General features: G+C 72.8%; 9 protein-coding genes. 3 read left to right on the top strand and 6 right to left on the bottom strand.

Going from position 1 to position 12,682, the window contains the following annotated elements; all coding sequences use genetic code 11:
* The first annotated feature begins 49 nt into the window (after positions 1–49).
* A complete protein-coding gene (locus ACOV8S_RS18405; protein ID WP_448319441.1) occupies positions 50–712 on the top strand; it encodes an HAD family hydrolase in 663 nt (220 codons plus the stop codon).
* 97 nt (positions 713–809) lie between these two features.
* Here ACOV8S_RS18405 and secA read toward each other — a convergent pair whose 3' ends face one another.
* Positions 810–3,620, bottom strand: coding sequence for a preprotein translocase subunit SecA (secA, locus tag ACOV8S_RS18400; RefSeq protein ID WP_448318918.1), 2,811 nt, complete (start codon positions 3,618–3,620; stop codon positions 810–812).
* Between the two features lie 300 nt (positions 3,621–3,920).
* On the opposite strand from secA, the gene ACOV8S_RS18395 reads away from it, so the two are divergent.
* The gene (locus ACOV8S_RS18395; RefSeq protein ID WP_448318917.1) at positions 3,921–4,505 is read left to right on the top strand and encodes a GNAT family N-acetyltransferase; all 585 of its coding nucleotides are present in this window, start codon (positions 3,921–3,923) and stop codon (positions 4,503–4,505) included.
* 9 nt (positions 4,506–4,514) lie between these two features.
* A complete protein-coding gene (locus ACOV8S_RS18390; RefSeq protein ID WP_448318916.1) occupies positions 4,515–5,720 on the top strand; it encodes a winged helix-turn-helix domain-containing protein in 1,206 nt (401 codons plus the stop codon).
* Between the two features lie 35 nt (positions 5,721–5,755).
* Here ACOV8S_RS18390 and ACOV8S_RS18385 read toward each other — a convergent pair whose 3' ends face one another.
* The 5 genes from ACOV8S_RS18385 to mtrB form a co-directional block, all read right to left on the bottom strand.
* Positions 5,756–6,502: a response regulator gene (locus tag ACOV8S_RS18385; RefSeq protein WP_448318915.1), complete on the bottom strand. Its 747-nt coding sequence runs from the start codon at positions 6,500–6,502 to the stop codon at positions 5,756–5,758.
* A gap of 216 nt (positions 6,503–6,718) precedes the next feature.
* Positions 6,719–7,417, bottom strand: a complete 699-nt coding sequence (hpf, locus tag ACOV8S_RS18380) for a ribosome hibernation-promoting factor, HPF/YfiA family (RefSeq protein ID WP_448318914.1) — start codon at positions 7,415–7,417, stop codon at positions 6,719–6,721.
* Between the two features lie 368 nt (positions 7,418–7,785).
* A complete protein-coding gene (locus ACOV8S_RS18375; RefSeq protein WP_448319440.1) occupies positions 7,786–8,625 on the bottom strand; it encodes a ComF family protein in 840 nt (279 codons plus the stop codon).
* Between the two features lie 126 nt (positions 8,626–8,751).
* Positions 8,752–10,656, bottom strand: a complete 1,905-nt coding sequence (locus ACOV8S_RS18370; protein WP_448318913.1) for an LpqB family beta-propeller domain-containing protein — start codon at positions 10,654–10,656, stop codon at positions 8,752–8,754.
* A gap of 127 nt (positions 10,657–10,783) precedes the next feature.
* Positions 10,784–12,682, bottom strand: a 1,899-nt coding sequence (mtrB, locus tag ACOV8S_RS18365; protein WP_448318912.1) for an MtrAB system histidine kinase MtrB, incomplete at its 5' end; no start/stop codon positions are given.

Below are 12,682 nucleotides of genomic sequence, written 5' to 3'. Positions count from 1 at the left end.
CCGCTCCGCGGCGGACCCCGGCTCCGGCTCCGGCGCCCCCCGCCCGCACATCGTCTGGGACTGGAACGGGACCCTCTTCCACGACCTGGACGCGACGATCGCGGCCACCAACGCCGCCTTCACCGAGGTCGGCCTGGCGCCCATCACGCTGGAGCAGTACCGCACCCTCTACCGCGTCCCGGTGCCCCGCTTCTACGAGCGGCTGATGGGCCGCATGCCCACCCAGCGCGAGTGGGAGGTGATGGACGGGCTGTTCCACCACCACTACAAGGCCCACGTCACCGCCTGCGACCTCGCCGAGGGCGTCCGCGAACTGCTGCACGGCTGGCACGCGGCCGGCCGCAGCCAGTCGATCCTCAGCATGCACGGCCACGACGAACTCGTGCCGCTGGTCCGCGAGTTCGGCATCGAGCCGCACTTCCTGCGGGTCGACGGCCGCGAGGGCCCCTCCGGCGGCACCAAGGCCGAGCACATGGTCCGCCACCTCGCCGCCCTCGACTCCCACGGCGTGCGCCCCGACACCACCGTCGTCATCGGCGACGCCCTCGACGACGCGCTGGCCGCCCGCAGCGCGGGGGCGAGCGCGGTGCTGTACACCGGCGGCTCGCACAGCCGGGCCAGCCTGGAGGAGGCCGGCGTGCCGGTCGTCGACTCGCTCACCGAGGCGGTCTCCCTGGCGGAACACCTGGCCGACCGCCTCGCGCGGCCCTGACCGGCCGGCCGCGACACCAAAAACGCCACGAGGGGCCGGGTGCTGTGCGCACCCGGCCCCTCGTCGTCACCACCCGGCGGTCACCCGCCGTGCGGCGTCACTTCTTGCGGCGACGCCCCGCGGCCTTCTGCTGCTTGCGGCGCTCGGCACGCGTCAGGCCGTCCGCCTCGGAACGCACCGGCTCGCCGTCGCTGGTGAAGTCGCCCTCGACGACCCCTCCCTCGCCGTCGACCGTCGGCGCCGAGAAGTGCAGCCGGTCCGGCCGCTGCGGCGCCTCGAGACCCTTGGCGCGGATCTCCGGGCGGGCGCCCGCCGGCACCGCGTCCTGCTTGGACAGCGACGGCGCGTCGTCGGAGACCGGGACCTCCTCGACCTGCTGCTCGACCTGGACCTCCAGGTTGAACAGGTAGCCGACGGACTCCTCCTTGATGCCCTCCATCATGGCGGTGAACATGTCGAAGCCCTCGCGCTGGTACTCGACCAGCGGGTCCTTCTGGGCCATCGCCCGCAGGCCGATGCCCTCCTGCAGGTAGTCCATCTCGTACAGGTGCTCACGCCACTTGCGGTCCAGCACCGACAGCACGACCCGGCGCTCGAGCTCACGCATGATCTCCGAGCCGAGCTGCGCCTCACGGGCCTCGTACTGCTCGTGGATGTCGTCCTTGATGGACTCGGAGATGAAGTCGGCGGTCAGACCGGCACGCTCGCCGGCCGCCTCCTCCAGCTCCTCGACGGTGACCTTCACCGGGTACAGCTGGCGGAACGCGCCCCACAGACGGTCCAGGTCCCAGTCCTCGGGGAAGCCCTCGGCGGTCTCCGCGGAGACGTACGCGTCGATGGTGTCGTTCATGAAGTGCTGGATCTGCTCCTGCAGGTCCTCGCCCTCCAGCACCCGGCGACGCTCGCTGTAGATGACCTCACGCTGGCGGTTGAGCACCTCGTCGTACTTCAGGACGTTCTTGCGCGCCTCGAAGTTCTGCTGCTCGACCTGCGACTGCGCGGAGGCGATGGCGCGGGTGACCATCTTGTTCTCGATCGGCACGTCGTCCGGCACGTTCGCCATGGACATCACGCGCTCGACCATCTGCGCCTTGAACAGACGCATCAGGTCGTCGCCCAGCGACAGGTAGAAGCGGGACTCGCCCGGGTCTCCCTGACGGCCGGAGCGGCCGCGCAGCTGGTTGTCGATACGGCGCGACTCGTGCCGCTCGGTGCCGAGGACGTAGAGGCCGCCGAGGCGCTCCACCTCCTCCTTCTCCGCCTTGACCGCGGCCTCGGCGCGCTCCATGGCGGCCGGGAGGGCGGCGGCCCACTCCTCGATGTGCTCCTCGGGGTCGAGGCCCATCTGCCGCAGCTCGGCCTCGGCGAGGTCCTCGGGGTTGCCGCCGAGCTTGATGTCGGTACCACGGCCGGCCATGTTGGTGGCGACCGTGACGGCGCCCTTGCGGCCGGCCTGCGCGACGATCGTCGCCTCACGCTCGTGGTGCTTGGCGTTGAGGACCTCGTGCTGCACGCCGCGCTTGGACAGCTGCTGCGACAGGTACTCGGACTTCTCGACCGAGGTGGTGCCCACCAGGATCGGCTGGCCCTTGGCGTGCTTCTCCGCGATGTCGTCGACCACCGCGTCGAACTTGGCGACCTCGGTGCGGTAGATGAGGTCCGACTGGTCCTTGCGGACCATCGGCCGGTTGGTCGGGATCGGCACCACGCCGAGCTTGTAGATCTGGTGGAACTCGGCGGCCTCGGTCATCGCCGTACCGGTCATGCCGGAGAGCTTGCCGTAGAGGCGGAAGAAGTTCTGGAGGGTGATCGTGGCGAGGGTCTGGTTCTCGTCCTTGATCGGCACCCCTTCCTTCGCCTCGATCGCCTGGTGCATGCCCTCGTTGTAGCGGCGGCCGGCGAGGATACGGCCGGTGTGCTCGTCGACGATCATGACTTCGCCGTCGATGACGACGTAGTCCTTGTCCTTCTTGAAGAGCTCCTTGGCCTTGATGGCGTTGTTCAGGTAGCCGACCAGCGGGGTGTTCACCGACTCGTAGAGGTTGTCGATGCCCAGCCAGTCCTCGACCTTGGCGACGCCGGACTCGTGGATGGCGACCGTGCGCTTCTTCTCGTCGACGTCGTAGTCACCGGTCTCCGACAGGCCCTTGAGCGGGTTGCCGGGCTCACCCTTCTTCAGGCGGGTGACCAGCTTGGCGAAGTCGGCGTACCACTTGGTGGCCTGGTCCGCCGGACCGGAGATGATCAGCGGGGTACGGGCCTCGTCCACGAGGATCGAGTCGACCTCGTCGACGATCGCGAAGTTGTGGCCGCGCTGGACCAGCTCGTCCTTCGACCACGCCATGTTGTCGCGCAGGTAGTCGAAGCCGAACTCGTTGTTCGTGCCGTAGGTGATGTCGCAGGCGTACTGCGCGCGGCGCTGGGCCGGCGTCATGTTCGCCAGGATGCAGCCCACCTCGAGGCCCAGGAACTTGTGGACCCGGCCCATCATCTCGGAGTCGCGCTCGGCGAGGTAGTCGTTCACCGTGATCAGGTGGACGCCCTTGCCGGAGATCGCGTTGAGGTAGGCGGGCAGGGTACCGACGAGGGTCTTGCCCTCACCGGTCTTCATCTCGGCGACGTAGCCGAGGTGGAGGGCGGCGCCGCCCATCAGCTGCACGTCGTAGTGCCGCTGGCCGAGGACGCGCTTGGCGGCCTCGCGCACGGTGGCGAACGCCTCGGGAAGCAGGTCGTCCAGACTCTCGCCGTTCTGGTACCGCTCGCGGTACTCGTCGGTGAGGGCCCGCAGCTCGGCGTCGGAGAGGTTGACGAAGTCCTCTTCGATGGAGTTGACCTGGTCCGCAATGCGGTGCAGTTTGCGCAGGATCTTGCCTTCGCCTGCACGCATGATCTTCGAGAGGACGGACACGGGGGCTGGTCTCCTTGCCGGTCGGGCCTGGGACGGTCGCTTGCTGGTACTGCTGAGCAACGGCCATCGTATGCGAGGACCCCGCCACGCCGGGAGGTCTGGCTTCGCCCCGGTGGAACGGAGGGCCCCGCGGCGCACGGCCGCCACGAGCTGCTTCCAACAGGACACAACGTGCGGGAGCGGCCGATAGTGCCGCGCGGGGCGACCGAATTGCCCGAAAACGGCGTCCCCCGGGCCCCGATATCACTGTGGGCGAAAATGCTGTGGTCCCCGCCGTCCCGCGGACCGCACAATCGGTCGATGGAACCGGTCACCCTCAGCACCGAACGCCTGCTCCTGCGTCCCGTCGGCCCGGGCGACGCCGGCGCCGTCCTCGCGGCCTGCCAGGACCCCGAGATCCAGCGGTGGACCGGCGTCCCCTCCCCCTACCTGCCCGAGCACGCCCGCACCTTCGCCGGCAAGGTCGCCCCCGCCGCCTGGGTCTCGGGCACCGAGTACGTCTTCGGCGCCTTCCTCCCCGACCCGGGCAGGCGCGGCGGCGCGGGCGACCTCGTCGCCTGCCTCGGGCTGAAGTCGCGCGGCCAGGACACCTTCGAGCTCGGTTTCTGGGCCGTGAAGGAGCACCGCGGCCGCGGTCACGTCACCGAGGCCGCCCTCGCCCTGTGCCGCTGGGCCTTCGACGCCCTCGGCGCGGCCCGCGTCGAATGGCGCGCGGGCCTCGGAAACGAGGCCTCCCGCGCGGTCGCCGACCGGTGCGGCTTCGTCCACGAGGGCGTGCTGCGCCAGGCGATCGTCAGCGGCGGCGTCCGCCACGACGCCTGGATCGCCTCCCTGCTGCCCGCGGACCTCGACGAGCGGACCCCCACTGTCGGCGCCGCCCTCTAAGGTGCCGTCATGGCCCTGCTGTCCGCGCGTTCTCGTCCTCGTCCCGTCGCCGAGCTCTCCGCCGACGAAGCCCGGCGCATCGCCCTGCGCGCCCAGGGGCTGCTGGGCGCCCCCGACCGCCGGGGCGGCGTGCGCGGCATCCTGCGGCACCTCGGCGCGGTGCAGCTCGACACCATCTCCGTGCTGGCCCGCTCCCACGAACTCGTCCCCTACGCACGCCTGGGCGCGGTGGGCCGCGGGACGGTGGAGTCGGCGTACTGGGGGCGGGACGGCGACGGCCTGCCGCACTCCTTCGAGTACTGGTCGCACGCCGCCTGCGTGCTGCCCGTCGAGGAGTGGCCGCACTTCGCGTTCCGCCGCCGCGCCTACCGGGCCCGCCCGATGTGGAACCACGAGCTTCCCGAGGGCGCCTACGCCCAGGTGATCAAGCAGCTGGAGTCGGAGGGCCCGCTGACCGCCACGGAACTCGGCGGCGCCAAGCGCACCGGCGAGTGGTGGGACTGGTCCGCCTCCAAGGTCGCCGTGGAACGCGCCCTGATGTACGGCGAGGTGGTCTGCGTCGAACGCCGCGGCTGGAAGCGCGTCTACGACCTCGCCGAACGCGCCGTTCCCGAGGCCCTGCTGCACGACGAGCTGGACGACACCGAGTGCGTGCGCCGCCTGGTGGCGCAGGCCGGGCGCGCGCTGGGGGTGGGCACCCGCTCGGACATCGCGGACTACCACCGGCTGCGCGCCGACCAGTTCGACGCGGTGGTCGGCTCCTCGGGCCTGGTCCCGGTCACCGTGGAGGGCTGGGGCCGCCCGGCCTGGGCGGACCCGCAGGCCCTGGAGACGGTGCCCCGCGGCCGCCACCGCACCACGCTGCTCTCGCCGTTCGACTCCCTGATCTGGGAACGCGCCCGCACCGAGCGGATCTTCGGCTTCACCCACCGGCTGGAGGCCTACACGCCCAAGGCCCGCCGCGTGCACGGCTACTTCGCGATGCCGGTGCTGGCGGGCGGGCGCCTGGTCGGCCGGGTCGACCCGGCGCGCTCCGGCCGCACCCTGGTGGCCCGGCAGGTCTCCCTGGACGGCCCCCGCGCGGTGCGGGACGTCGCCCGCGCCCTGGTCGAGGCGGCGAGCTGGGTGGACTGCGCGGACGTGCGGGTGGAGCGGGTGGACGCGCCGGAGCTGCGCGAGGCCCTGGTCGCCGAACTCGCGGCGCTCACGGCCTGATCCGCGGCCCCGGCCGGCGGGCACGCCGGCGGCCGTCAGCGGATCTCGAGGATCTTCTCCCGCATCGCGTAGACCACGGCCTCCATCCGGGAGTGCAGCTGCAGCTTCTCCAGGATGTTGCGCACGTGGTTCTTCACGGTGTTCTCGGAGATGAACAGCTCCTTGGCGATGTCCCGGTTGTTCATCCCGGTGGCCACCAGCTTGAGCACCTCCAGCTCCCGGTCGGTGAGCCGGGGCGCCGGCACCAGCCGCCGCTCGTCGGTGCGCTGGATCATCGACTTGAACTCGGTGAGCAGCTTGGACGCCATCGACGGGCTGATCTGCGACTGCCCGTCGGCGACCGCGCGGATGGCGGTCGCCACCTCGTCGGTGGAGATCTCCTTGAGGAGATAGCCCGTGGCGCCTGCCTTGATCGCGTCGTAGAGGTCGGCCTCCTCGTCGCTTATCGTCAGCATGATGATCTTGGCGCTCGGGGCGACCTCCTTGATGGAGGTGCATGCCTCGATCCCGCCGCGACGGGGCATCCGGACGTCCATCAGGATGATGTCGGGCAGCAGGTCGGCCGCCTTGTCGACGGCCTCCGCGCCGTCGCCGGCCTCCCCGACGACCTGGATGTCCTCCTCGGCCGCCAGCACGATCTCCAGGCCACGCCGGAAGAGCGCGTGGTCGTCCACCACCAGGACCCGGATGGGCTCCTCGCGCCCTCCGTCCGCGGCCGGTTCGGTGCCGGGCGTGCTGTCACCGGCGCACCCGTCCCGCATCGGTCCGAAGGTGTCCGCCATCGTTCCTCCCCCATGGAGCTGAGGCCTGTCCAAGCCGCCGCCCGGTCAACATGCGGCGGTGAACAGCCCGTTGGGCCGTGCCGCCATGATTCCATGCCCGGACCGGCGGCGGGTCGATCACACCACCGCGCACGTGGCACAGGGGCGCACACAGGTGCCCCTGAGGGGCGCGTCACGCGCGCCCACCAGGGGCACCTGGGGCATCACCGGGCGGCTTCAGCCGCCGAGCGTCCCGCCCGCGTCCGGGGAGGGCTCGCCGGTGGCCACCATCGGATCGGTGCGAAGGTGGATCACGCCGTAGTCGTAGGCGTGCCGCCGGTAGACGACACTGGGCTCCTTGGTCTCGGAGTCGACGAAGAGGTAGAAGTCGTGGCCGACCAGCTCCATCTCGTAGAGCGCCTGGTCGAGGCTCATCGGAGCGGCCACGTGGTTCTTCTCGCGCACGACCAGCGGTCCGTCGCCCTGGACCTCGAGGGAGCCGATGCGCCTGGTGGGCACGGGCTCGGGCTCCTCGACGGAGGGCACCACCGCGCCCGTGGCGTCGAGCGTCGCGGCGTCGGGCACATGGGCGGCCACCTCGGCCGCGGGGACACGGCCGGCGCCGCGTCGGGTGTAACGCTTGTCGTGCTGCTTGCGCAGCCGGGCGCCCAGCTTCTCCGCCGCCAGGTCGAGCGCCGCGTACGGGTCGGCGGCGGAGGCCTCCGCCCGGATCACCGGACCGCGGGAGCGGAGCGTGATCTCGACCCGGTCGCTGCGGTCGGCCTGCCGCGGGTTGGGCTCCTTGGACACCTCGACGTCGAGGCTCATCACCTTGCCGTCGAGCTTCTGGATCTTCTCCAGGTTCAGCTTCTCGGCCACGTGCTTACGGAACCGCTCGGGCACCTCGGTCTTGCGGCCCTTGACGACGATGTCCACGCAGAACTCCGTTCCCGGATCGCCCGCCTCACCGGCGGATCATCTCCCATTAGCACCAGATTCCGGACGACCTCCGGAACCTCGGACTCGGTGACTCCACCTCCTCCTCCCCCACGGGCGCGTCATCCATCCCGGGGAGGCCGGGACGGGGCAGTGTCCCCGCGGCTCGGCATTGCGACAGGAGGGGCATGGCCTGCGCCTTTTCCCTCACTACCGAACATATCTCGCCCGGCCGGATGTCGTCACCCGTTACCGCCACATACCTCCGTTCAAGCAAATTAACCCTGCCGTATCCGCTGGTCACCGCCCGTTCAGTTGACCGATTCAACCAAGGCGAGGCATTCGGAGAATTTCCACCGGTCGCGGTTTCAGTCGAAGAAAAGTGGTGATGCCGCGACGACCGCCGCAGCAAAGGGAACGCACGTTCCCTTTCTTTCCGCGGCGCTCCGCAGAACACGCGCCGCCTCGGCGACGGAGGCCCCGGTGGTCGTCACGTCGTCCACCACCAGCAGTCGCCCGGCCGCCGCGAGCAGCGCCTCGCCGCCGGGCCGGATCTCCAGGGCGCCGGCCAGGTTGGCCAGCCGCCCGGCCGCGTCCAGGCCCGCCTGGTCGGCCACCGCGCGCCGCTGACGCAGCACCGCCGCGGTGCGGGCCGGCGTCCCCGATCTCCGCAGCACCCCGGCCGCCGCGACCGCGATCCGCCGCGCCGGGTCGTGCCCGCGTACCCGCACCGCCCGCCGCGCCGACGGCACGGGCACCAGCACCACCGGCCCGCCACCGGTGGCACCGCCGCTCGGCGCGGAACCGTCACACGGGGGCGGCCCGCCCCGCGAGAGCCCGTCCCGCGAGGGCCAGTCCCGCGAAGCTGCCCTGTCGCGCAGGGCGGCGCGGACCGCCGCGGCCAGCGCCTCGCCCAGGGGACCCGCGAGCGGCAGCGCACCGCGCTCCTTGTGGGCCAGCAGGACGGACCGCACCGCGTCGGCGTACGGCACGGCCGCCCACACCGGCGGCAGCCCGCCGGGCGCGTCCCTGGGGCGCACCGGCCGGGGTGAGCCCCGCGCCAGCGCCCACCGGCATCTCTCGCACAGCGTCGACCGCGGCGCCCCACAGCCCGCGCACTCACCCGGCAGCACCAGCTCGGCCAGCGCCCGCCACCAGTCCCCGGGACCCGCCAGGCCCGCCGGACCCGGCCTCCGCATGTTCCTCATGTCGTCCATGGGGCCACTGTGCGCCGGAGAACCGGTCGGCGTGCACGCCTGTGGATAACTCCGCGAGGGCACGGACGACCGTCACCCGCACCCCTCGCCCCTGTGGAAAACTTCCGGGTCAGCCGCTCAGCCGGGATATACCGGGCTCATGGCCTTCGTGACGATCTGTTTCCACTGCGCCCCCGACGGCAGCCGGACCAGCCCGTCGGTCCCGGAGAACGCCGTCAGCGGCGACTCCTCGTCCTCCGACGCGGCGATCTCCCGCACGCCCGACAGCGCGGCCGGCGCCACCCCGGTGACGGCCGACCCGTCGACGCGGATGTACCGCATCTGCTGGACGCCGCCCTGTTCCCGCCCGGCGACGACCAGCCGGTCGGGGCCCGCCCAGGACATCGCGGCGACGTCCTCGAAGCGCGGCGCGACCGCCCGCGGGTCCACCACCGACACGAGCAGCCGGTTCTTGGTGCCGTCCCTGCCGTTCCGCCGGTCGATACGGCCGATCCACAGCGACCGCTTGTCCTCCTTGGCGACCACCAGCGCGATCCGCACGCCGTCGGCGGCCACCCGCACGGCCTCCACCCGGCCCTCCAGCTCCGGGACCGCCACCTCCACGGGCTTGCCGGTGCCGCCGGGCAGCATCAGCAGCCGCGGATCCCCGGGGTCCCGGTCGGCGATCCACAGGTCCCCGCGCGCGTCCCAGCTGGGAGCGGTCAGCCGGTCGTTCTCCGAGCTGCCCGCGCTCTTCAGCACCGGCTCCCCGAGGTCCTCGCCGTCCGCCCCCAGGGGCCCGACGTACAGCCTGCTCCCGTCCAGGTGCACGCCCGCCACGGTGCGCTCGTCCCGGGAGACCGCCACGGACCGCAGCGGGGTCGTGCCGGCGCCGAAGACGCCGGGCACCGGCTCCACCCCGGCGGCCTCGGCCCGCGCGGCGTCCTGGGCCGCGGTATCGCCGGGCGAGGCGGACGGGTCCGCGTCCTCCCCGTCGCCGTCCCGGCCCGCGTCGCGGTCCCCCGCCTCCTCGGACTGCCCGGAGTCCTGCTCCGGGGTGTCGTCCGGCTCCGGCACGTCCTGATACTCGGCGTCGATCCGCACCAGGCGGTGCTCGCCGTCCACGAAGTACAGGTACTCCGGCGGGTGGTCCGCCCCCCGCGGCCCGTAGAACTCGGCCCGCTTCTCGTCGATCCCGCACAGCCGCCGCTCGCCGGACTTCAGCTCGACGGACTTCACCGCGGTCGGGGAGTAGCCCTGCAGGGTGAGCAGCGTCTGGGCCGCCATCGCCTCGCAGGCGTTGTGGTCCGCGGCCGCGGCGTCGGCGTTCAGCGGGACGGTCAGCTTTCCCTCGTCGTCGGGGGTCAGCGAGGTGACGCCGTCGCCGAGCGCGGTCCCGGAGGGGAAGCGGGTGCGCACCGCGGGCGAGAGCCAGTCGGTGGGTCCAGCCAGCAGCGCGCGCACGATGCCGGTCAGCGGGTCCACCTTGCGCACCTGCACCGGGTCGGCGACGGCGTGCTGGCGGCCACCGCCGTCCGAGGTGGCCGCGGGGAAGTAGTACCGGCTGACGGAGGTGTAGTTGCGGTGGAAGTCGGACTGGCCCATCACGATGCCCTGGGGCAGCCGGTCGATGCGCCACTGCCGGGACTTGGCGTCCCGGCTGAGGGTGACGACCTCCTGGTACTCGCCGTCGGCCGGGGCATAGGCCTGCTGGGCGTCCACCGCGGCCACCCGGGTGCCGGAGAGCGTGTAGTTCAGCTCGTCGGCGTTCTTCTCCCACCGGTCGGAGCGGCTGGGCTCCGGCACGGGGCCGTTGGCGAGGACGGTCGTCGACAGCTCGGGCCGCCAGGTGCGGGCGGAGCGGGTGGTCAGGTACTTGCGCGCCGTCTCGTACCCGAGGTCGTCGCTGGTGAGCGCCTCGAGGAAACCGCGGACGATCTGGTCGGGCCGGGCGTCCTCACGCGGCGGCACGGCGAAGACCCGCACCTGCGCGTCCTGCCGCTGGCTCAGCTGCACGTCCCGCAGGTCGCCGCTGTCGGGCATGGAGGCGCATCCGGCGAGCAGCGCGACGCCGCACGCCGTGGCGACCGCCGCGCGCCCGGGTCGCCGGCGGCGGGCCGCACGAGCCCCTCGGTCCGCCCTGCCGGGCCGCTCGGCCGTGACAGAGGTGTCAGCCCCCACGAGTCGCCTCTTCCTGCTCCGCCGGTGCTCCCGGCCGTGATCCCCGCCGGTCCGTGCCCGCGGCGTCCGCCCCGCCGTCGGCCCCGCCGTCGGCGGAGCCGCGCCCGGTGCCGCGCACGGCATTCGCCGCGGCGCCGCGCGCCACGCCACCGCCCGCCGCCGGGCCGTCGTTCCCCTGCCGGTTCTTCGCCGCGCTGCCCTCCGCCGCAGCGGACGCGCTGTCCTCCGCCGCGGCGGACGTCCCGTCGTCCATCGCGGCAGACGCCCTGCCGTCCACGCCGCCGCCGGTCCGGTCCCCCGTCGCGCCGGACGACCGGACGGACGCCGAGCGGCCCGCCGTGGGCTGCACCGGAACCGACGGGCAGGACACCACCCGCGCGCTGTCGCCCGGCAGCGCCGCCGGGTCGGCCGCAGGACCGGGCCGCCCGGCGACCTGCGTCCCCCGCGGCGGCAGCCGGTCACCGGCGGGCTGCACGGGCACCGTGGCCCGGCCGCCGCCCTGCGCCGAGGACGAGGTGACGCCGTCCACGGACACCGGCTGCTGCGCCCGCGCCGCCTCACGGGCGCGGCGGGACTGCCGCGAGTCACGCGGCTCCAGCGGTATCGGGGAACCGCGCAGCGGCTCGTCCGCGGTGCGCGGCAGCGTCAGCCGGAACTGCGAGCCGCCGCCCGGCTCGCCCCACGCCTGCAGCCAGCCGCCGTGCAGCCGCGCGTCCTCCAGGGCTATCGACAGCCCCAGACCGGTGCCACCGGTGGTACGGGCACGCGCCGGGTCGGCCCGCCAGAAGCGGCTGAACACACGGGTCGCCTCGCCCGGCTTGAGACCCACGCCGTAGTCGCGGACCGCGACGGCGACCGCGCCGCCCGCCGAGGCGAGCCGCACCACCACGTCCTTGCCCTCACCGTGCTCGACGGCGTTGACGACCAGGTTGCGCAGCACGCGCTCCACCCGCCGCGCGTCGACCTCGGCGACGACCGGCTGTCGGTCGCCCACCACGCGTATCCGGGTGCCCTTGCGCTCGGCGAGCGGCTCCGCGCCGCCCACCACCCGCCGCACCACGTCCCGCAGGTCGGTCGGCTCGGCCTCCAGGGCCGCCGCGCCCGCGTCGAACCGGCTGATCTCCAGCAGGTCGGCGAGCAGCGACTCGAACCGGTCCACCTGGTCCGCCAGCAGCTCCGCGGAGCGCGCGGTCACCGGGTCGAAGTCCTCCCGCGCCTCGTGGATGACGTCGGCCGCCATCCGCACGGTGGTCAGGGGGGTGCGCAGCTCGTGCGAGACGTCGGAGACGAACCGGCGCTGCATGCGCGACAGCTCCTCCAGCTGCTGGATCTTCAGCTGGAGGTTCTGCGCCATCTTGTTGAAGGCCTCGCCGAGCCGGGCGATGTCGTCCTCGCCGGTGACCTTCATCCGTTCCTGGAGCCGGCCCGCCGACAGCCGCTCGGCGACCCCGGCGGCCATCCGCACCGGCGTGACCACCTGGCGCACCACCAGCCAGGCGATGGCGCCGAGCAGACCCACCACGAACACCCCGGCGGTCGCCAGCGTGGTCTTGACCAGGCTCAGCGACTTCTCCTCCTGGGTGAGCGGGAAGAGGAAGTACAGCTGGTACGGCTCACCCTCGGGGTCGATGATCTGCTTGCCGATGACCAGCGCCGGCTGGGAGGCCCTGGCCTCCTTGTAGACGACCCGCGTGTAGCTCTGCGCGGCCAGCGAGCTGTCCTCCAGACGCTGGCTCAGGGCCTTGGGTATGGACGCCTCGGCCTCGACGGTGCCCGAGGAACGCGGGCTGCCGAACGTGTCGGCGACCGGCAGGATCACCACGTCGTACGCGCCCTGCCCGCCGCTGGACAAGGAGTCGAGCAGGTCGGTGGTCCACGGGATCGGGCC

The sequence above is a fragment of the Streptomyces sp. CO7 genome (genome assembly GCF_053474865.1).
This window is presented reverse-complemented; position numbering and strand designations above follow the sequence as displayed.